Here is a 20,920-nt window from a genome sequence, read left to right as displayed (position 1 = left end):
AATGGGAGCACTTGAAGGCAAGGTGGCACTGGTCACCGGTTCGGGCCGCGGCATCGGCAACGCCATCGCCATGCGGCTGGCACGCGAAGGCGCACGCCTGGTCATCAATGACCTGGACGCCGAGCCGGCGCAACAGACCGTCGAAGAACTGAAGGCAATGGGCGTCGAAGCCGTGGCCTGCGTGGGCAACGTGTCCGCACCGGACTTTGCCGATCGCTTCATCAACACGGCGATGAGCAATTTCAAGTGCATCGACATCATCGTCAACAACGCCGGCTTCACCTGGGACGACGTGGTGCAAAAGATGAGCGACGAGCAGTGGTACGCCATTCTGGACTGCCATATGACCGCGCCCTTCCGCATCCTGCGCGCCGCCTACCCGCATATTAAGGCACTGGCCGCCGCCGACAAGGAAGCCGGCCGCGAGGTGTACCGCAAGATCGTCAATATCTCGTCGACCTCGGGCCTGAACGGCAATGCCGGCCAGATCAACTACTCCGGCGCCAAGGCCGGCGTGATCGGCATGACCCGCGCCATGGCGCGCGAGTGGGGCCGCTTCAACGTCAACGTGAATGCGGTGGCGTTCGGCCTGATCCACACCCGCATGACCTCGGCCGACGCCAAGGCCGGCGCCACGGTCAACATCGAAGGCCGTGAGATCCGCGTGGGCCTGAACCCGGAAGCGCTGAAGACGCACGCCCAGCGCAACCCGCTCGGCCGCGGGGGCACCCCGGAAGAAGCCGCGGGCGGCGTGTACCTGTTCTGCTCGCCGGATTCCAACTACATCACCGGCCAGGTGATCGCGGTCGCCGGCAACGTGCAGTAAGTCCAGCCGCACCGAAGCGGGGGCTCGCATTGGCGAGCCCCCGTTTTTTTGCTTCGCCAACCGCCTCCCCACCTCAAGTCAATAGGGACTCTCCTCCAGCCATCATCCGTGCGGCACGGCAACACCCAGACCCCGATTCACTCCTTTTAGGAGGGGGCCTGACACCACGCACAAAGGTCTAATGGAACAGAGCCGGGCGTAGCAACCGGCCAGCGCCTTCCATAAAAACCGACAGGAGACGACTTAGCATGAAGAAATCGCTTATCACGCTGGCTGTACTTGGCGCGGCCGCAGGCAGCGCCAATGCACAGTCCGGCGTGACGCTGTATGGGGTCATCGACGGATCCATCGAGTATGTCAACCGCGTGGCCGCATCCGCCGCCACGCCCACGCAGGGCGGCAAGCGCATCGGCATGCCGCAGGTGGGCGGCCTCTCCGCGTCGCGCTGGGGCCTGCGCGGAGTGGAAGACCTTGGTGCCGGCAACCAGGCGCTGTTCGTGCTGGAAAGCGGCTTCCAGTGGGACAGCGGCAACCTGCAGAGCGCGCCGCTGTTCAATCGCCAGTCATATGTCGGGCTGCAGAACAAGAGCATCGGCAAGCTCACCTTCGGGCGCCAGTACACGTCGTTCTTCGACGGCATGGCCAACTTCGCGCCGATGCGCTTTGCCGCCACCTATGAACCGGGCATCTGGTGGATGGGCCTGAACTACCGCGAAGACAACATGATCAAGTACACCGGCCAGTTCGGTCCGCTGCAGGCGGTGGCGCACTTTTCGTTCGGCGCCGGCGTGGCGGTGCAGAATGCCGCCATCCTGCTGGCCAACGGCGGCGCGGGCGAGGTGCCGGGGCACTTCAGCGACAACATCGCCTATGGCGGCTCGCTGATGTACCTGAACAGCAGTGGCTTCGGCGCCTCGATCGGTGCCGACGTCTGGCGCCCTGCCGCGGTCACCGGCCAGCCCGGCACCATGACCAAGCTGGGCGCGGCGGCGCTGTACAACACCGGGCCGTTCAAGTTCACGCTAGGATACCGCTACAACAAGGCTGAGTTCGCCAACGGCAACACGCTGCTGCGCGACGACTACTGGTGGGCCGGCGTCAACTACCAGGCCACGCCCGCGCTGGGCCTGTCCCTGGCCTACTACTACGCCGACGTGAAGAGCGCACGCGCCACCGCCACGGCCGCCGAAACCAACCCGTCCAACATGCAGCAGGTCAGCTTCATCGCCGACTACAACTTCAGCAAGCGCACCGACGTGTACCTGTCGGCCGGCTATGCGCGCAACGGCGGCCTGAGCTTCGACGGCGCGGCCACCGCCTTTGCCTTCAAGTACCCGACCATGGCCGGGCAAAAGAGCATGGTGGGCGTGACCGTGGGGATCCGGCAGATCTTCTGATGCCGGAGCGGGGCGAGCCGCAAGGCTCGCCCCGTTGCCGCAGCAGGCGCCTACCGGCCGCCCGCCGTGATGCTGCCGAAGTGGCCGCTGCTGAAGTCGCGGAAGGCATCGGCGATCTGCTCTTCAGTGTTCATCACGAACGGGCCATGGCCGACGATCGGCTCGTCGATCGGCTCGCCGCTGAGCAGCAGCATCACCGCGTCGGTGCTGGCTTCGATGTTCACATCCTCGCCGGCACCGTCCAGCACCACCATTTCGGCATCCCGCACCGTCGCCTCCGCGTTGACCGTGATCTTGCCGCGCAGCACCACCAGCGCGGTATGCCAGCCCTCCGGCAGCGCCAGCCGCGTGCTGGCACCCTGGTTCAGGCGCATATCCCACACATTCATCGGCGTGAAGGTGCGCGCCGGACCGGCCTTGCCCGCGTACTCGCCGGCGATCACGCGCACCGTGCCGGCGCCATCGGGCATCGGCACCACCGAGATATCGCGGTCGACGATGGCCTGGTAGCCGGGCGCGGTCATCTTGTCGCGCGCCGGCAGGTTGACCCACAGTTGCACCATTTCCAGCGCGCCGCCGCTTTGCGTAAAGGCCGGCGAGTGGAATTCCTCATGCAGGATGCCGGCGCCCGCCGTCATCCACTGCACGTCGCCGGGGCCGATCACGCCGCCCTGCCCGGTCGAGTCGCGATGCGCGACCTCGCCCTTGTAGACGATGGTCACTGTCTCGAAACCGCGGTGCGGATGCTGGCCAACCCCGCGCGGTCGCTGCGTCGGCGTGAAGTCGGCCGGCCCGGCGTAATCCAGCAGCAGAAACGGGCTCAGCTGCTTGCCGTGGCTCATGTACGAAAACATCGAGCGCACCGGAAAGCCATCCCCGACCCAGTGCTGACGCGGTGCGCTGTAGACGCCCAGAATGCGCTTCATGTCTGATCTCCGAGTATGCCGGCCGATAGTGGCAGGCAATGATCCATGGAGCAATGATAGGTGCTGGGGCCGATGCGCGGTAGACCGTGGGATTGCGATGCAGTGTCCTGCGGCTGGAACGATCCCCGGCCGCCACCCCGTCAGAAGCAGTAGCGCACGTAGCCCATGCTGAAGTTGGTGCCGGGATTGGGCTGCTTGATGCCGGCATTGGACAGGTGCTGGAAGCGGTAGCCGATGGCAAGCCGCTGCGCCTTGCCGAAGGCAATGCCCACGCCGACCATGTCAGAGAACTGGAAAGCCGAGCCCATGCGATGGCCATCGGCGATCTCGGTATGGCTGAGCACGCGCAAACCCACGGAGGCTTCAACAAACGGCGTCGCGTATTCGCCCGCATAGCTGAGGCGGAAGATCGGCGACACGCCAAACTCTGTCAATTGGCTCGACGGCTGGGACGACAGCGCCCGCCAGTTCGCGAGATTGACCTCGCCGTCCAGGGACAGTACCAAGCGGCTGGACAGCTGCCACTGCACGATGTCGTCCCAGCGCGCGGCCACTTCGTATTTCTCAACGCCGTGGCCGTTGTCGCGGCCATAGCCGCCCTGCATCGAGAAGGTTGCCGCGCCGGCGGCGGCCGGCAGCACGCACAGGCAGACAGCAAAGGAAACGGCGGTCGCAAGGTGCGCCAGCCGGGTTGATGGGGTTGCGTTCTTCACTGACATCCGTGGGTTTCGGGCAGCGTCGAGGTGTATCGCGGCGCTGCCACTTTATTTTGATCACGGCGCTCGAAGATAGCAGCCCTTCAAATTTGCGGAAGCCTGCCGGAAGCGAACACAGTGTTCCAATGCCGGAACAATGCGGCGTCACAGCCAAAGCATTGGCAAAGCAACAGACAATTGTCGAAACTTGGTAGTACGCGGCTATCACAAGGCCGTCCACAAGCGGAAGGAGGCCATCATGCGCGCCTGCCGACAAGCCCGCCCTGCCGCCAGGGCAGCAGCAGTCTGGCTGCTGGTGGCGGCCATGGCCACCGCGGCCTGGCTGCTGCCGCGCATCGCGCAGCCTCCGCAATACCATCGTTATGCCGACCCTTATGTCTGCTTCGGCACGCCCCACTGCCTCGACATCGGCTCCAATCTGCTGTTCCTGCTCGCGGGCGCGGCCGGCCTGCGCTATCTGGGCACCACGGCTGCCAGCCGCGCCTTCATCGCGCCGGCCGAGGCCTGGCCTTACCGGCTGCTTTTCTTTGCCGTCTTCCTGGTTGGCCTGGGCTCCGCCTATTACCACCTTGCACCGGACAACCAGCGGCTGGTGTGGGACAGGGCCCCGCTGGCGTTCGCGCTGATGTCCTGGCTGGGCGCCAACCTGTGCGAGCGGGTCAGCCTGAAGGCCGGCTTGCGGCTGCTGCCGCTGCTGCTGATCGCGGGGCCGGCCAGCGTCGGCTACTGGGCATGGAGCGAAGCCCGAGGCATCGGAGACCTGCGCCCTTATCTCCTGGTTCAGGCGTGGGCCATGCTGGTGGTGCCGCTGCTGCTCTGCCTCTATGCGCCGCGCTACACTGGCGACTGGGATGTGCTGGCCATCACCGGCTGCTATGTGCTGGCCCTGGCTTGCGATGTGCTGGATCACCAGATCGCCGCGCTCACCGGGCTGGTCAGCGGGCACACGCTCAAGCACGTGTTCGCAGCGCTGGCCGTCTATGGCGTCCTGCTTCGGCTGAAGCGGCGCCGCATCGTGGAGGAAGGAACATGACCGTGCCCCAAGCGGGTGGCCACGCTCGCGAGCCCCGCGTGCCCTCTGCCCTGGGCGTCGACGTACGGCCGCGCGAAGTGTGGGCATGGGCCATGTACGACTTTGCCAATTCGGGCTACACCACGGTGGTCATCACCGCGCTGTTCAATGCCTACTTCGTCGCCGTGGCGGCCGGCAACGCGCCCTGGGCCACGCTGGCGTGGACCGCGGCGCTTTCCCTCTCCTATGCGCTGGCGGTGCTCAGCGCGCCGCTGGTCGGCGCCTACGCCGACCTGCGCGCAGCCAAGAAGCCACTGCTTGCGGTGACGACGGCGGGTTGCGTGGTGTTCACCGCACTGCTCTATTTTGCGCAGCCCGGCACCCTTGGCATCGCCATCCTGTGCGTGGTCCTGTCCAACTTCTTCTTCGGCAGCGGCGAAAACCTGATCGCCGCCTTCCTGCCATCGCTCTCCACCACCCGCGCCCTGGGCAGGGTATCGGGCTGGGGCTGGAGCCTTGGCTATATCGGTGGCCTGGCCACGCTGGGCGCCTGCCTGCTCTATTTGACATCCATCTCCCCGTCCTCAGCCTTCGGCTGCCGCCTTACGGCGGAAAGGACGAGGATTCCTACGGCGCTACGTGATGCTCTACGTAGTCACTTCGGTGGGTTCCTGCTTCGTAGAGCGGCTTGACTACGCCGACTCTCCACAGGCTGCAACGCGGTGCCCCCGCGCCAAAATGTTGATCGCGCCGACCACGTCGGCGTGATTCGCATAGCCGCATGCCACACAGGCGAAGCTCGCCTGGCTCTGCCGGTTCTCGGCAGATACATGCCCGCAGCAAGGGCACGTGCGACTGGTGTGCTGTGGCGGCACAGCTATTAGCCAGCCGCCATTCCACGCTAGCTTGTATTCCAGTTGACGCCCGAACTCGTACCAACCCTGATCGAGGATGGCCTTGTTCAGGCCGGACTTGGCCCTGACGTTCTTGCCCGGTTGCCCGCTTGAACCGGCCGCTGACTTGGACATGTTCCGTACCTTCAGGTCCTCGATACACACCATCGCTTGATTTTCGCTGATCGTGGTCGTGGCTTTGTGCAGGTAGTCGAGGCGGGCGTTACCGATGCGTGCGTGGATACGCTGGATTCGGGCCTTGGACTTCTTCCAGTTGTTGCTGAATTTCGTCTTGCGGCTCATCGCCCGCTGCGCACGGCGCAGTCTGGCTTCGTGCTTCCTAAAGCTGTTGAGCGGCGCGAGGAAAGTGCCATCGCTCATGGTGGCAAAGCGAGCGATGCCCATGTCGATGCCGATGGCGCTGGTGGCTTTCGGCACAGGTCGCTCGACCTTCCGCTCAGTCTGGATCGAAACAAACCACTTGCCGCCCGAAAGCCTGACGCAGGCATTGCGTACCTCACCGAGTACGTCGCGGCTGTTCCTGTATCGCAGCCAGCCCAGCTTGGGCAAAAAGATACGCGAGTTGGTCTGATCAAGCTTGATTTGCTTCTGGTCGGGATAGCGGAAACTGTCGCCCAGACCCTTCTTCTTGAAACGCGGGAAGTCGGCCCGTTTTGCGAAGAAATTTGTGTAGGCCCGCTCCAAGTCCTTGAGCGTCTGTTGAAGAGGATGGACTGGTGCATCGGCCAGCCATGCTGTTTCCGTGCTGTTGCGCCACTCCGTGAGTTGCTTACACAGACCGGCATAGCTGAGCTTCTTTTCGCCTTGATCGTAACGCTGTTTCTGCAACGCCAGCGCCTTGTTATAGACGAACCGGCACGATCCGGCATAACGGCGCATGTTGCGCTGCTGCTCGCCGTTCGGCATCAATTCGTATTTGAAGGCTTGAAGACGCTGCATGGCCCAATCATACTCTTGGCCTATGAGCGACGACAATGACATTCGGCAGAGGACCTGCGCGATATATTTACCGGCGTTTGCGCAGATTTCGAAGCTGAACTGGTGGAGTTCGATGGGGAGGACGATCACGTTCACCTTCTTGTGAACTACCCGCCAAAGGTCGCGGTGTCCGCACTGGTAAACAGCTTGAAAGGGGTATCCAGCCGTATGATCCGAAAGAAGAACTACCCGAGCATCAGCAAGAAGCTATGGGGCGGTGCGCTGTGGTCGCCGTCTTACTTCGCAGGGAGCTGCGGCGGTGCGCCTATCGAGATCATCCGCCAATACATTGAGCAACAACAGACGCCGCATTAGCCGCCGAAAGGACGCCGACGGCGTCCGCGCTATCCTTCCCCGGCCTTTAGGCCTGAGGATTACCCACAAATCCGGTTGTAAACTGGATTGAGCGGTGTTAACTTTCGCCCATCCTATTTATGTTGTTGCAGCGGATTGGCGATCAGAGACGACACGGCAGACTGGGCTAGCGAAGAATTCGCAGAGGCGAGTCTCGGCGATGCTCGCCTGTCGCAGCGACTGGTCGCGCTGGCCCGGCAGCTGGCCATCAGTCCACACACTTCGCTCCCCCAGGCCCTGTCACCAGCTGAACTGAAGGCGGCCTACCGCTTCTTCGATAACGATCAGGTCGATACCAACGGCGTGCTGGCGCCGCATATTGCACAGACGTTGCACCGCATGGAACAGTTGCCAGTGGTGCTGGCAATACAGGATAAGACCGAATTCAATCTGACGCACCTGCACGCCACAGAGGGCTTAGGTCGCTGTACCGGTGGCAATGAGCGTGGTTTCCTGATGCACAGCCTGCTGGCGTCAGTCCAGAGGGGCTGCCGCTTGGGGTGCTGGGCATGAAGACGTGGACACGCGCTGAAGCAACCAAAGGTAGTGCGGCGCAGCGCAAGTCCCGACCCGTCCACGAGAAAGAAAGCGCTAAGTGGATCGAGGGTCTTGCCCATCTGTCTGCGCTGAAGTCGCGCTGTGCACAGACCCAACTGGTAGGGATCGGAGATCGCGAAAGCGATGTGTATGAACTGTTTGCTGCCGAGCGACCAGACGGAGTGGACTGGCTGGTGCGCGCAGCATGGAATCGCTGTGCCCGCCATCCCCAGCGCTATCTCTGGCAAGCGGTATTGGACACCCCTGCGGCAGGTTACACCGAGTTGCTGATTCCGGCCAGAGGTGCACGCACCCTACGCACGGCCCGCCTGACGCTGCGATACGGAGGTGTCAGGAATTCTGTGTGCTGAGGTCGGTTAAATAAATCTCAGCGTAGGGCGTTGGTGAAGCGGTCACCGAAGAGAATGGCGAACTGGTTGGCCGCTTGTTTCCAGGTGATGGGCGGCATCTTCCAATCTTTCTCGATGTTGCGCAAGGCCAGGTACAGCAGCTTGCTGGCGGCTTCGTCGCTGGGGAAGTGGCCCCGGTTCTTGACGATCTTGCGCAACTGCATGTGCATGCTCTCGATGGCATTAGTGGTGTAGATGATTCTGCGCACTTCCGGCGGATAGGCGAAGAACGGGATGACCTGCTCCCATTGCCGCCGCCACATGTCGGCCACCGTCGGGAATTTGCGGCCCCAGTCGCTGCCGGCAAAGGCATCCAGCGCAGTGGCAGCGGCATCGGCCGTGGCAGCCTGGTAAATCGGCTTGAGCGCGGTCGCCAGGCCCTTGCGATCCTTCCAGCTCGCCAGGTTCAGCGAGTTGCGGAGCAGGTGGACGATGCAGGTCTGGATTTGCGCGGCCGGGTAGACGGCCTCGATTGCCTGGGGGAAGCCGCGCAGGCCATCGACCACGGCGACCAAGATATCCTCCAGGCCGCGGTTTTTCAGCTCGTTGAAGACCTTGAGCCAGAACTTGGCGCCTTCGGTCTGCTCGATCCACAGGCCGAGGACTTCCTTGCGCCCATCGGCGCGGATGCCCAGCGCGAGGTACACCGCCTTGTTCCTGACGGTGCCTTCGTCGCGGATCTTCAGGCGCAGCGCGTCGAAGTAGACAATGGGGTACATCGCCTCCAGCGGACGCTGCTGCCATTGCTCGACCTCCGCCAGTACCTCGTCGGTGATGGTGGAGATCAGGTCGGGCGAGACCTGCAGGCCATACAGTTCCTGCAAATGGCCCTGAATCTCACGCACGCTCATCCCGCGTGCATACATGCTGATTACGTGGTCGTCGAAGCCGGACAGCCGGCGTTGGTACTTGGCGACCAGTTGCGGCTCGAAGGTGGCTTGCCGGTCGCGCGGAATGTCCAGCTCCAGCTCGCCGTTGGGCGTGATGACGGTCTTTGCACTGCTGCCGTTGCGGTGATTGCCGCTCTTGCCTTGCTTGGCCTCGCTGGCCAGATGGTGCGTCAGTTCGGCGGCAAGCATACGCTCGGCCAACTGCTTCTTGAGCAGGCCGGCCAAGCCTGATTCACCGAGAATCGACTCGGCGTCCTTGTTCTGTACCTGAGCCAGCAGTTGATCGATCAACTCATCCGGAAACAGCTTCGGCGCGCTCGATTTCTTGCTCTTCTTGGTCATGCTTGTTGTTTCGGTCATAAGGCGTTTCTTTCGATATCGTCTCATGACCTCAACACACAAGAAATCTGACAGGCTCTGCGATACGCGCCCGTTCGCCTGCAACCACCTCAGACGCGGGCTGGCTTGCCCGAGCAGAATGTCTTCGCTGTGCATGTCATCGAGGACGAACCGCCCGCCGGTATCGAGCCGCTCGAATGGATGCTACTCAGTTCGGTGCCCACGCACTCGCCTGAGCAGGCTCTTGAACGGCTTCAGTGGTATGCGCGGCGCTGGACCATCGAGACCTGGCACCGTGTGCTCAAGAGTGGCTGCCGTATCGAGGCCCGCCAATTCGGTACACTGGAACGCTTCGTGCGGGCCACCTCCCTGTTTGCCGTAATCGCCTGGCGCATTCTGTACACGACTCTACTGGCTCGCCTTGATGGCGAGTTGCCCTGCGAGGTAGTCCTTCAGCCCATCGAATGGCAGGCTCTGTATTGCCGCGTACACCGAACCACCCGGCCACCGGACAAAGTGCCATCGCTGAATCAGGCAGTACTGTGGATCGCCACGCTGGGTGGCTACCTGAATCGCCGCAGTGATCCTCCGCCCGGCGCCACGGTTATCTGGCGAGGCTTCTTCGTCCTCCACGAGATTACCGAAATGTTCCGCATCTTCAGTTCAGGTCCATAGGATGTGGGTAAAGCTCAGGCCTAAAGGCCGAGGCTTGCCGCGCACCTGGTCAACTGGGCCAGCGCGCGCGGCCAGGTCGCCAGCCAGTTCGTTCCCGTCACCATGCTGATCACGGCAGCCATCTTTGCCGTGGCGAGCCTGCCGACCTTCCTGCTGCTGCGCGACCGCGGCGCGCCACAGGTCGCCGCGGCCGCGCCGGCTGGCGAACGGGCCATCGGCACGGCCTGGGCCAGGGTATGGCAACGCCTGGGCCAGCTGCGCAAGTTCAAGGACCTGCGCCGCTTCCTGCTGTGCACCCTGTTCTACCAGGCCGGCATCCAGGCGGTGATCACGCTGACCGCCATCTACGCCAACCAGGCCATGGGCTTCACCATGCGGCAGACCCTGACCCTGGTGCTGGTGGTCAATCTGACGGCGGCGGCCAGCGCCTTCCTGTTCGGCCATGTGCAGGACCGCATCGGCCACGTGCGCGCCATTGCCCTGACGCTGCTGGGCTGGATCCTGACCATCATGCTGGCGCGCGCCGCGCGCGAAGCGCCGCTGTTCTGGCTGGCCGCCAATGTGGCCGGCCTGTGCCTGGGCGCCGCCCAGTCCGCCGGACGGGCCATGGTGGGGCTGCTGGCTCCGCCCTCGCGCGCGGCCGAGTTCTTCGGGCTCTGGGGCCTGGCGGTCAAGCTGGCCTCGATCGCCGGGCCACTGACCTATGGCATGGCAAGCTGGCTGACGGGCGGCGATCACCGGCAGGCGCTGCTGGTCACCGGCAGCTACTTCGTGGTCGGGCTGGGCCTGCTGTGCGGCGTCAACACCGTGCGGGGCCGGCGGGCAGCCTTGCGCGCTGAGCGAATGGTCGGGCTGGAGACCGGGTACGGCGCCGCTGCCGGCCCCGCTTGCCATTAGCAGCACGGACGGCAGACTAGAATGAAACTGCCCTTTGGCGATTGGATCGCTCTTTCGGCTTCCGGACGCTGAAGCTCTGGCGACAGCCCATGCCAGCAAACCTCACTCCAGAGTACAAGCAGGCCGAACAAGCCTATCGGCTGGCACGCCAGCCGCGCGAGCAGCTCGAATGCCTGAAGGAGATGCTCCGTGTCATCCCGAAACACAAGGGGACGGAGCGTCTGCAGGCCGATATCAAGTCGCGGATCAGGGAACTCACCCAGGCATCCGCGGGCCACGGGAAGGCCGCTCACAGAGGGCCGGCACATGCGGTGCATCCAGAAGGCGCGGCGCAGCTCTGTCTGATCGGCCCGCCCGGCGCGGGAAAATCCAGCCTGCACGCAAGGCTGACAGGATCGGGCAACGAGGTCGGGCCCTACCCCCACCCTACGCAGTTTCCGGTTCCCGCCATGTTGCCGTTCGACGACATTGCTTTTCAGCTGGTGGATCTGCCACCTGTATCAGTCGAATTCATGCAACCCGGGCTCACCGACATATTGCGGGCGGCAGACGGCGTACTGCTCGTGGTCGATCTGAGCGCGCCAGACTGTACAGAACAGTTGGCGCTGATTCTGAGGCGCCTCGCCGAGGCAAAGATCATCCTGTCGGAGCGCTGGCCGGGTCAGGCTGACAGCCCTGGGGCGACGGCGGAAGCGGCGGCTGACCCGTTCAGTGTTCACCTCCCTGCGCTGCTGCTGGCCAACAAGACTGATCTCGCCAAGCCGGAAGACGCGGCCGTGCTCGAAGACCTGCTCGGTGTACATTTTCCGGCGCTCGCAACCTCGGCAACCGGCGGGCGCGGACTGGCCGAGGTCGGTCCGTTCCTTTTCAGGGCTCTGGGCATCGTGCGTGTCTACACCAAGGCACCCGGGAAACCCGTCGACCAGCGTCGGCCTTTTACGATGCGCCGCGGCGACACCGTGCTGGATGTCGCCCTGCAGGTGCACCCTGATCTCGCACGTACGTTCAAGTTCGCCCGCATTTGGGGGAGTGGCAAGTTCAGCGGCCAGCAGGTGGGCGCCGATCATCCGGTAGCCGATCGAGACGTGGTGGAACTGCATTCGCAGGCGCATGGCTGATCAAAGCCATGGCCGCAGGGAGTTCGTTGATGGCCCGGCCCACGGGGCCCTGGGGACAGGTCGCAGCAGGCGGGCGCCGATGACATAGACTAAAAGACCTGCGGCCGGTTGTTCCCGCATGACTGCCGTGCCGATTTGCGGAGCAATTTCTTGCACGGAGGTATGCCATGACTACATACGTCATCCTCAGCCGTCTCGCTCCTGACGCGTTCACGGACCCCAGGGACATGAAGAAACTCGCCGCCACGGTGGCCGAGAAAATCAAGGCCGAATGCCCTGCAGTCACCTGGAAGGACAGCTATCTGACACTCGGGCGCTTTGACGTCGTGGACATTGTCGAGACGGACGACCTGAAGCAACTCGAGCGGGCGGCGTTGATCATCCGGGGCTACGGACACGCCGCGACCGAGACGCTGCAAGCGACGCCGTGGGACAAGTTCATCGCGGCCCTGTAGCGCAGCTCGCTGGACCAGGCTGCTCGCGCGGCGGCACAGCCAGATTCAGGTTGACCTGACCGTCGGCTGCCCTATACTTAAAGTGCTGACTGAGACACGCTTGAGTAAAGCGAAGGTAGGTCAGCGAAACGATCATGTTTCCTGGATGATCTGCCAGATGAAGCGTGATCGTGCAGGCCACATATGCCTGCAGGTCCGGACCGGATCATAAGTTGCTGACCCGGTTCGGACGCACCCGATTGTTGGAAGCACTGAGCACCTGTAGAAGGTGCTCTTTTTGTTTGTGGCTCCTTTTATTTGTGGCGTATCAGGGCGACGTTGACCACTCGCCTCGCGGGCCTCGCTGGTGACATGCCGGCAGGCACTGTAACTTGCATTGCCCCGGGCAGTTTTTTTTGCCACAGTCGCCTTAACCGATCGCAGTCCCTGGTCGGCAAACCGTCCGGCAATGCAAAAGTGGACGGATCGGATCAGAGCCGTAGCGGATCCGAACTGAAACAAGGAGTCGCATGCGCGCTCGCTCACGCCCTCCGAACGCCGGCTACCGCTGGCTGTGGCAGCTGTCTGCAGCCGGCTGGGGGCACTGCGGCCTGGCCTATGTCAGCGGCGCGCTGCTTGCACCGCGCTGGTGGCCCGCAAGGGAGGCCATGCCCCTGCGGGACCGGTACTCTTCGCGGCGCACGGCGCTGGTGCTGTACACCTTCGCCTATCGTGGCGGTGGGGCACCCCCCGGCACCACGCCACCGCGCGATGGCTTTACCTGGCGATACCAGTACTGGTCACCAGGGGTTGGGGTGGCCTGATGCCGGAAACCCGCCACGCGCTTGCCGGGCGCCCTGTTCTGCGCCACAGTTGTCCCACCGGCCCAGGCTGGAGACCAGGATGACAAACCGGCTCGCCACAGAAACCTCGCCTTACCTCCGGCAACACGCGGATAATCCGGTCGACTGGTATCCCTGGTGCGAAGAGGCGTTTCGCCGTGCGCGCGACGACGACAAGCCGGTCCTGCTTTCGGTCGGCTACGCCACCTGCCATTGGTGCCACGTGATGGCGCACGAATCGTTCGAGAATCCCCGGATCGCCGCCCTGATGAACGAGCGGTTCATCAGCATCAAGGTCGACCGGCAGGAGCGTCCCGACCTCGACGACATTTACCAGAAAGTCCCCCAGTTGATGGGACAGGGCGGCGGCTGGCCGCTGACGGTATTCCTGACGCCGCAAGGAGAGCCTTTCTACGGTGGCACCTACTTTCCGCCGGATGACCGCTACGGCCGCCCTGGGCTCCCGCGCGTGCTGCTGAGCCTGAGCGAAGCCTGGAGGCATCGCCGCCAGGAACTGCGCGACACCATCGAGCAGTTTCAGCAGGGGTTCCGGCACCTGGACGAAGGGGTCCTGAGCCGTGAAGACGCGGAACAGGCCGCGGAAGTCCAGGACCTGCCCGCGCAGACAGCCCTCGCCCTCGCGCGCAATACGGACCCGACCCATGGCGGCCTGGGCGGAGCGCCCAAGTTTCCCAACGCAAGCGCGTACGACCTCGTGCTGCGCATCTGTCAGCGAACGCATGAACCCGCGCTGCTTGATGCGCTGGAGCGCACGCTCGACGGCATGGCGGCCGGCGGCATCCATGATCAGCTCGGCGGTGGGTTTTCCCGCTACAGTGTCGACGAACGCTGGGCCGTGCCCCACTTCGAAAAGATGCTTTACGATAACGGCCAGCTCGTCACACTCTACGCCAACGCCTATCGCCTGACCGGAAAGCAAGCCTGGCGCCGCGTATTCGAGGGAACGATCGCGTACATTCTGCGAGACATGACGCACCCCGACGGCGGCTTCCATGCCGGCGAAGATGCCGACAGCGAAGGCGAGGAAGGCCGCTTTTATGTCTGGACAGCGGCCGAGGTAAAGGCAGTCCTGGGCGAATCCGAGGGGGCCCTGGCGTGTCGCGCCTACGGCGTGACCGAAGGCGGGAACTTTGAGCCCGGCAGATCGGTGCTCCACCGTGCCGTCACGCTGACTCCTCTGGAGGAGGCACGGCTGGAAGGCTGGCGCGAGCGGCTGTTGGCAGCACGCGCCCGGCGCGTGCGCCCCGGCCGCGACGACAACATTCTCGCCGGGTGGAACGGTCTCATGATCCAGGGACTCTGCGCGGCTTACCAGGCAACGGGCAACCCCGCACACCTCGCCGCCGCAAGGCGTGCCGCCAGCTTTGTCCAGGACAAGCTCACCATGCCGGACGGCGGTGTGTATCGGTACTGGAAGAACGGCACAGTCAAGGTGCCAGGGTTCCTGGAAGACTATGCCTTCCTGGCCAACGCGCTGATCGACCTCTACGAATCCTGCTTCGACAGGAGATACCTCGATCGCGCCGCCGAACTCGTGACGCTCATCATCGACAGGTTCCGGGGCGACGGGCTGTATTTCACGCCCAATGATGGCGAGCCATTGATACACAGGCCTCGCGGTCCGTACGACGGCGCATGGCCGTCTGGCATTTCAGCCAGCGTGTTCGCCTTCCTGCGCTTGCATGAACTCACCGGCGAGGATCGCTATCGTGACCTCGCCGAGCAGGAATTCCAGCGTTACCGGGCTGCCGCCACCGCGGCCCCGGCCGGCTTCGTGCACCTCCTGGCCGCCGCGGACTTCGCGCAGCGCGGCGCGTTCGGGATCATTCTTGCCGGCGACAAGGCGGCGGCCGCCGCCTTGGTGGAAAGCGTTCACCGCACCTATCTTCCGGCACGCGTGCTGGCATTCGCCGAAGACGTTCCCGTCGGCCAGGGGCGGCTCCCGGTCGACGGCCGGCCGGCAGCCTACGTGTGCCGACATCGCACCTGTACCGCGCCCGTGACCAGCGGCCAGGCGCTCCTTGAACGCTGCGTGGGGTGACGGTGAGCCCTTTCGATCAGGACAGGCCAGATGCGTCCTGCCCGATACGCGATGTCGCTTTCAGCCGCTCCAGTGCCGCATCGATGGCACCCAGGGATTCATTCAGACCGGCCGCGTGTGCCTCGTCCCTGAGCAGCCGTAGCCGGGCCCAAAGCGGCGGCGTGCTCGCACCACCCTCTTCCCGTCCGGCGCAGATCAAGGCGCGACCCCTGCGGATCAGGAAGTCTCCCCAGGGGCACGGCTCAGGCCGCATGTAATCCTGCAGCGCTGCCAGGTAGCGTTCGGCTTCCTGCCACCGGCGCGCCGCCAGTGAAACGTCGATCGCAGCTTCGAGCAGATCGACGTGGCAATGGCTCACGCAGCCCTGGGCCAGCATGGCCTCGCCCTGGCGCAGGGCGTCGAGCTGCTTGTCCGGATCGCGCGTGGTGCGCGCGAGGAACGCGAGCACGGTTGGCCCTGAATACCGCACGCCGCTGGCGTGGCTCAGCTGCAGTGCCTCGTCGAGCAGGGACTCCGCCTCCTGCACCTGGCCGAGCGCGCCGATGGCCAGGCCAAGCCGGGCCAGCACTTCCGCCTCGAAGCGCCGGGCCTCCAACCGGCGCGTCAGTGCCAGTGCCAGCCGCGCGTGCGCTTCGGCACGCGGCCAGTCGCCGGCGAGCTGTGCGGTCGATGTCATCACGTCGTAGGCGAGCATCTCGCTGCGCGCATCGCTGATGCGCCGCGCCAGGCGCAGTCCTTCCTCGCAGCTGGCCTGCGCGGCCGCAAGTTCGTTGCGGAACAGTTCCACCGCGCCCACCATCGGCAGGTTGGCACATTCGATGCGGATGAAGCCGTGTGCCCGCGCCAGCTCGACGCAGCGGACAAAATGCGCATGCGCGGTCAGCATGCGGCCCTGCTGGTAGTACGCATCACCGAGGCCGCCCAGCGCACGCGCCTCGCCCAGCACCGATCCGCCCGCCCTCGCATGGCCGAGGGCGCGCTGGTGGGCGGCGAGGCACTCTTCCATGTCGCCCTTCGGGAAATAGAGATTGCCGCGCAGTGATTCGATCTCGGCCAGGCGCTCGGGCTGGCCCGGCGCGGCAGCGGCCTGCTCCGCCTCGCGCAGCGCCGCCAGGGCTTCGTCATAGCGGTCGAGCAGGCGCAAGGCGGCCGCCGTGCCAAGCCACACCCGGGCCCGCTGTGCCGCATCGCTCGCCAGCAATTGCGCTTGCCGGAAAGCCTGCAGCGATTGCGTCGGCAGGCCAAGGTCAAGTGCCAGCTCGCCGTGCAGGCAGGCAAGCGTGTGCCTGCAGGCGTCGCCGCTATCCAGGCGCTGCGCACGCTCGACCAGGCGCAATGCGCGCTCGCCGCGGAAGTGCGCCGCCTCATGCCGCGCCGCGGCGGCATAGGCTTCGGGCGCGCCGGGATCGCCTGCGGCATCCAGGTGCTCGGCCATCAGCGCCGGGTCCCGGCCTTCATACCAGGCGGCCGCGCGCCGGTGCAGATTCTGTCGCCGCGACTTGAGCAGCGACGCGTACACCGCCTCATGGATCAGCGCGTGCATGAACAGATAGTCTTCGCCTTCCGGCCGGGCCATGGCCTCTTGTACCAGGCGCTCGCAAGCGTACGCGGGATCCTCGAGCAAACGCCGCAGTGCGGCCGGGCCAAAGCGCTGGCCCAGCACGGCAGCGGCCTGCAGCGCCTGGCGGTCGGCGGTAGAGAACCGGTCCATCCGCGCCAGCACAATGCTCTGCAGCGTCCCGGGCAACTCGTCCGCGCCCGCCTCCGCGCCGCGTAGCAACTGGTCGAGAAACAGCGGATTGCCCTCGGCCCGGCGAATGCAGGTAGCGGCCACGGCAGGATCGACCTGCCGATGGCAGGCTGCCAGTTCGTGCGCCTCGGCATCGTCGAGCGGCCCGAGGTCGATGGTGGTCAGCGATGCCCCCTGGCTGCTCGCCCGCCAGGCCACATCGAGCGGGTCATGCTCGGGACGTACGGTCAGCACCAGGATCAGCGCATGGCTGCGGGTTGCCGCGGCCAGCTGCGCCAGGCAATCGAGCACCGTGCGCTCGGCCCAGTGGACGTCGTCGACCACGATCAATTGCGCGCGCACCGCACTGCGGCGGGTGGCCAGCGTCACCATCAATCGCTGTGCGCCGCGTTGCCGGCTGGCGGCGTCCATCGCGGCCAGTGCGGCGGCCTGCTCCCGGGACTGGGGCTGCTCGAACATGTCGCGGGCGAACACAAGCTCATCCTCGCCGAGTTGCCAGGCCGCGAGCGCTTGCCCGATGGCCGCGCCTGTCGCTTCTTCGGCGGCGGCGCCACCCGCGCCCGTGCGAGGCGCGACGCCCAACAGACTGCGCGCGAGCAAGCGCAAGGGATCGCCGCCGCTGCCGGCGCCGAAGTCGAGCACCAGCGCCCGGTGTGCCTCCAGGCCATGCTCGCGCGCCAGCGCGACGAAGCGGTCGGCGAGCCGGCTTTTGCCGATGCCGGCCTCGCCACGGATCAGCACGACCCGGCCATGGCCGGAACGCAGGCAGCTGTCGGCAACGCCGGCGAGCTGGGCCAGCTCCGCTTGCCGCCCGACGAAGGCGTGCTGCGCCGGCGCCTGTTCCACCCCGAGAAAGCGCCGCACGCGCCAGAGCGGAATCGGTTCGGCAGCTCCGGGGAGCACGGCGTGCGCCACGCAGTCCGCTTCCAGGCGTCCGGGCAGCGCCTGGTAGACCCGATTCGACACCATGGTTGCGCCAGGCTCGGCCCGCTCCATCGCCTGCAAGGCCACGCTAACCGGCCCGCCGGTCAGCGTCATGCCGCTTTCGCCGCAGGCGGCCAGCACCTGGCCGCTGGCCAGGCCTACGCGCGCCAGCAGCCTGGCGTTGGCGGATTCCGCCAGCCGCGCCAGACCGGCATGCAGCGCCCCGGCGGTATGCAGGGCGCGCTCGGCGTCGTTCCCATGCGCCACCGGAACGCCAAACACGACGGTCAGCCGGGTGCCGATTTCATCGGTGATATGACCGCCGCAGGCGCTGGCCAATGCCCTGGCATGCTGGCGCCAGCGCGCAAGGGCAGCGTGCAATGGCTCGGGCTCCAGGCCAACGCTGCTATCGTCCAGGCTGGCTATCAGGACCACTGCGTGGCGCAACTGCGGCTCGGCAGCGATTACGGCGGACGCAGGTGGCACCGCGGCACCGTCGTCACCAGCCGGCATGCCAGCCACCGGCTCGCGACGGGCCCGCAGCATTGCCTGGTACAGCGCCTCGGTCTCGGGCTCGGGCGATACCCCGAGTTCGCGTTGCAGCGCCGCCCGGCACAAGCGGTATTGCTTGAGCGCCAGCGCCTGCCTGCCCTGGCGTTCATACAGCCGGATCAGCGCCCGGTGCACGCTTTCCTGCAGCGGATCGAGCGCAAGCAGGCGGGTGGCACTGGCGATGGCCTGCTCCGTCTCGCCGGCCTGTTCATGGTGCGCCAGCAACCTGGCCATGACCGCCAACGCCACGCCGCGCAGACGTTCGCGTTCGATCGCCAGCCAGTGGTCGAACGCCGGCGCGGCGGCATGAAAGCCCTCCAGCAAGTCACCCCGGTACAGCACCGCGGCGCGCGCCAGCGACGCGGGCGTGGCTTCACGGGCAAACTGCTCGAACTCGCACACGTCGACCTCGATTTCGCCGAGCGTCACGCTGTCGCCTTCTGCCAGCACCACGTGCTGGCCAGCCTCTTCCAGCGCGCGCCGCGCCGCACTGAGCGCCTGGCGTAGGCTGCTGCGCGCCTGCTCGGCATTGCTTTCGGCCCAGCACAGTGCGGCCAGCTTGTCGCGCGGCTGGGCGCGCCCTTGTGCCAGCGCGAGATAGGCCAGCACTGCGCGCGCCTTGCGGGCAGTCAGCGGAATCGGCGTTCCGTCTGCGGAACTTAGCTGGAAGCCGCCGAACAGGTCAAGACGGGCGCGGGCCATGATTTGGAATCCTGAAAGCCCATCCTTTATAGGCGACGGCACAGCATCACGCGCGCCTCGCCGGCGCAAAGATATGAAGCCGGTACTTCCCGGCATGCCGCTATTTTCACGCTTCTTTCACGCTGGATTGCCGGGCCCGTTCACGCCCGCTGCCTAGTATGACCACAACCCCGGGCCGCGTGGCTCCGACATAGCGGACGAACAGGGGCTGCCATCGAGCGAGGCAAGGGCTGCCTCGGTCACACTGGAAGGATTGCGTCATGACACATACTGACTCGCGCGGTGTTTCGGTCTCGAGCACCAACACCAACTCGCTGGAGCGCTTCGAAGCCGCCCTGGAATTGCTGCATGGCTACTACGGCGACCCGCTCACGGTGATCGACCATGCCCTGGCCGACGATCCGGGCTTCGTGATGGGCCATGCCCTGCGCGCGGGGATGATGATCACGGCTGGCGACGGCGCCGTGGAGCCGATGCTCAGGCAGAGCGTCGAGGCAGGCGAAGCGCTGTCCGCCAGCGCCAACGAGCGCGAGCGCCGGCATATCGCGGCGGCACGCGCCTGGCTGGACGGCCACTTCGCGTGCTCGATCCAGCTGTACGGTGACATCGTGGTCGACTATCCGCGCGACAGCCTGGCGCTGCAGATCGCCCATATCGGCGACTTCCTGCTCGGGCAGTCCACCCTGCTACGCGACCGCATCGCCCAGGTGCTGCCGCACTGGAATACGCGCGTACCCGGCTTCGGCTATGTCCTTGGCATGCATGCGTTCGGTCTTGAGGAAACGAACTTGTACGAGCAAGCCGAGGAACGCGGCCGCTTCGCGCTGGAACTGAATCCGCGCGATCCCTGGGCTATTCATGCGGTCGCCCACGTGATGGAAATGCAGGGCCGCCAGGATGAAGGCATCGACTGGCTGAGCGGGCGTGCTGCCGACTGGTCGCAGGACAATATGATGGCCGTGCACAACTGGTGGCACCTGGCGCTGTTCCATCTCGAACTCGGCCATACCAGGCAGGTACTGGACATCTACGACGCGCACATCCGCGAGCACCACTCCGCGGTGGCGCTGGAGCTGATCGATGCCTGCGCCATGCTGTGGCGCCTGCACCTGCGCGGCATCGACGTGGGCGCGCGCTGGAACGAAGTCGCCGACACCTGGCAGGCGCGCGGCGCCGAAGGCTACTACGCCTTCAACGATACCCACGCCGCCATGTCCTATCTTTGCGCCGGGCGCGACTGTGCACTGGATGGCCTGCTTGCCGGCATGCGCGCGGCGGCAGGTGGCAGTGGCTCCAACGCGATGATGACCCGCGAGGTCGGCCTGCCGGTGACCGAAGCCCTGCTCTCTTTCTCGCGGCAAGACTACGACCACGCCATCGGTTTGCTGCTGCCGGTACGCCAGATCGCGCATCGCTTCGGCGGCAGCCACGCCCAGCGCGATCTCATCAACCTGACGCTGATCGAGGCGGCGTTGCGAGGCCAACGCGCCAACCTGGCCTGCGCGCTCGCAGCCGAGCGCATGGAGCTCAAGCCGATGAACCCCAGCTTGAGCAAGCTGGTGCAGCGCGCTTCAGCGCTCCAGCGCGAAGCGGCGGACGGCCACGGGGAGGTGGTCGCGGCGAAGGTGGCGTGACGCAAGCCGGCTGGCCACGTGCCAAGCCCAG

Annotated in this window: 18 protein-coding genes and 1 pseudogene; 14 read left to right on the top strand and 5 right to left on the bottom strand. The window is 65.4% G+C overall.

The features are described from left to right. The first annotated feature begins 1 nt into the window (after position 1). Together CNE_RS06225 and CNE_RS06220 are read left to right on the top strand one after the other, a co-directional pair. Entirely contained in the window at positions 2–826 is an 825-nt protein-coding gene (locus CNE_RS06225; RefSeq protein ID WP_013956277.1) for an SDR family NAD(P)-dependent oxidoreductase, read from the top strand. Between the two features lie 248 nt (positions 827–1,074). After that, positions 1,075–2,223 (top strand): porin, encoded by a 1,149-nt coding sequence (locus CNE_RS06220; RefSeq protein ID WP_013956276.1) that lies wholly within the window; start codon positions 1,075–1,077, stop codon positions 2,221–2,223. 50 nt (positions 2,224–2,273) lie between these two features. On the opposite strand, the gene CNE_RS06215 is transcribed toward CNE_RS06220, so the two are convergent. Together CNE_RS06215 and CNE_RS06210 are read right to left on the bottom strand one after the other, a co-directional pair. Further along, entirely contained in the window at positions 2,274–3,149 is an 876-nt protein-coding gene (locus CNE_RS06215; protein WP_013956275.1) for a pirin family protein, read from the bottom strand. A 140-nt stretch (positions 3,150–3,289) separates the two neighbouring features. Next, the gene (locus CNE_RS06210; protein WP_013956274.1) at positions 3,290–3,868 is read right to left on the bottom strand and encodes an acyloxyacyl hydrolase; all 579 of its coding nucleotides are present in this window, start codon (positions 3,866–3,868) and stop codon (positions 3,290–3,292) included. A 235-nt stretch (positions 3,869–4,103) separates the two neighbouring features. Here CNE_RS06210 and CNE_RS06205 point away from each other — a divergent pair, with 235 nt between their 5' ends. After that, entirely contained in the window at positions 4,104–4,898 is a 795-nt protein-coding gene (locus CNE_RS06205) for a hypothetical protein (RefSeq protein ID WP_013956273.1), read from the top strand. Further along, on the top strand, positions 4,895–5,569 hold the full coding sequence (locus tag CNE_RS06200; protein ID WP_202947890.1) for an MFS transporter: 675 nt from the start codon (positions 4,895–4,897) through the stop codon (positions 5,567–5,569). The genes CNE_RS06205 and CNE_RS06200 overlap by 4 nt, the downstream gene beginning before the upstream one ends. Here the strand turns inward: CNE_RS06200 and CNE_RS06195 are convergent, their stop codons facing one another. Next, positions 5,570–6,730 carry an RNA-guided endonuclease InsQ/TnpB family protein gene (locus tag CNE_RS06195; RefSeq protein ID WP_049800594.1) on the bottom strand — a complete coding sequence of 387 codons (1,161 nt, stop codon included), beginning with the start codon at positions 6,728–6,730 and terminating at the stop codon, positions 5,570–5,572. Positions 6,731–6,784: 54 nt separating this feature from the next. Between CNE_RS06195 and tnpA the strand changes: the two are divergent. The 3 genes and pseudogenes from tnpA to CNE_RS43290 all read left to right on the top strand — a co-directional run. Continuing rightward, positions 6,785–7,084: pseudogene (gene tnpA / locus CNE_RS06190) on the top strand (IS200/IS605 family transposase); the annotation flags it as partial. 135 nt (positions 7,085–7,219) lie between these two features. Continuing rightward, on the top strand, positions 7,220–7,636 hold the full coding sequence (locus tag CNE_RS43295) for an IS4/Tn5 family transposase DNA-binding protein (protein ID WP_238553061.1): 417 nt from the start codon (positions 7,220–7,222) through the stop codon (positions 7,634–7,636). Continuing rightward, complete coding sequence (locus CNE_RS43290; RefSeq protein ID WP_238553060.1) at positions 7,633–8,031, top strand: hypothetical protein; 399 nt, start codon at positions 7,633–7,635, stop codon at positions 8,029–8,031. Before CNE_RS43295 ends, CNE_RS43290 begins: the two co-directional genes overlap by 4 nt. A gap of 17 nt (positions 8,032–8,048) precedes the next feature. Here the strand turns inward: CNE_RS43290 and CNE_RS06180 are convergent, their stop codons facing one another. Next, positions 8,049–9,302 carry an IS256 family transposase gene (locus CNE_RS06180; protein WP_104670212.1) on the bottom strand — a complete coding sequence of 418 codons (1,254 nt, stop codon included), beginning with the start codon at positions 9,300–9,302 and terminating at the stop codon, positions 8,049–8,051. 75 nt (positions 9,303–9,377) lie between these two features. Here CNE_RS06180 and CNE_RS06175 point away from each other — a divergent pair, with 75 nt between their 5' ends. From CNE_RS06175 to CNE_RS06150, 6 genes are all read left to right on the top strand, one after another. Next, positions 9,378–9,974 (top strand): IS4 family transposase, encoded by a 597-nt coding sequence (locus CNE_RS06175; RefSeq protein WP_269148716.1) that lies wholly within the window; start codon positions 9,378–9,380, stop codon positions 9,972–9,974. Positions 9,975–10,076: 102 nt separating this feature from the next. Then, positions 10,077–10,871 carry an MFS transporter gene (locus CNE_RS06170; protein ID WP_238553059.1) on the top strand — a complete coding sequence of 265 codons (795 nt, stop codon included), beginning with the start codon at positions 10,077–10,079 and terminating at the stop codon, positions 10,869–10,871. A gap of 89 nt (positions 10,872–10,960) precedes the next feature. Next, on the top strand, positions 10,961–11,989 hold the full coding sequence (locus tag CNE_RS06165) for a TGS domain-containing protein (RefSeq protein ID WP_013956270.1): 1,029 nt from the start codon (positions 10,961–10,963) through the stop codon (positions 11,987–11,989). A 167-nt stretch (positions 11,990–12,156) separates the two neighbouring features. Beyond that, positions 12,157–12,444 carry a GYD domain-containing protein gene (locus tag CNE_RS06160; RefSeq protein WP_013956269.1) on the top strand — a complete coding sequence of 96 codons (288 nt, stop codon included), beginning with the start codon at positions 12,157–12,159 and terminating at the stop codon, positions 12,442–12,444. 509 nt (positions 12,445–12,953) lie between these two features. Next, entirely contained in the window at positions 12,954–13,247 is a 294-nt protein-coding gene (locus CNE_RS06155) for a hypothetical protein (RefSeq protein ID WP_013956268.1), read from the top strand. A 79-nt stretch (positions 13,248–13,326) separates the two neighbouring features. After that, entirely contained in the window at positions 13,327–15,327 is a 2,001-nt protein-coding gene (locus CNE_RS06150) for a thioredoxin domain-containing protein (protein WP_013956267.1), read from the top strand. Positions 15,328–15,343: 16 nt separating this feature from the next. Here the strand turns inward: CNE_RS06150 and CNE_RS06145 are convergent, their stop codons facing one another. After that, positions 15,344–19,255, bottom strand: a complete 3,912-nt coding sequence (locus CNE_RS06145; RefSeq protein WP_013956266.1) for a BTAD domain-containing putative transcriptional regulator — start codon at positions 19,253–19,255, stop codon at positions 15,344–15,346. 260 nt (positions 19,256–19,515) lie between these two features. Between CNE_RS06145 and CNE_RS06140 the strand changes: the two genes are divergently transcribed. Continuing rightward, positions 19,516–20,889: a tetratricopeptide repeat protein gene (locus tag CNE_RS06140; protein WP_013956265.1), complete on the top strand. Its 1,374-nt coding sequence runs from the start codon at positions 19,516–19,518 to the stop codon at positions 20,887–20,889. Positions 20,890–20,920 lie beyond the last annotated feature (31 nt).

It is taken from the genome of Cupriavidus necator N-1 (assembly GCF_000219215.1).
GTDB classification, from domain to species: domain Bacteria; phylum Pseudomonadota; class Gammaproteobacteria; order Burkholderiales; family Burkholderiaceae; genus Cupriavidus; species Cupriavidus necator.
This window is presented reverse-complemented; position numbering and strand designations above follow the sequence as displayed.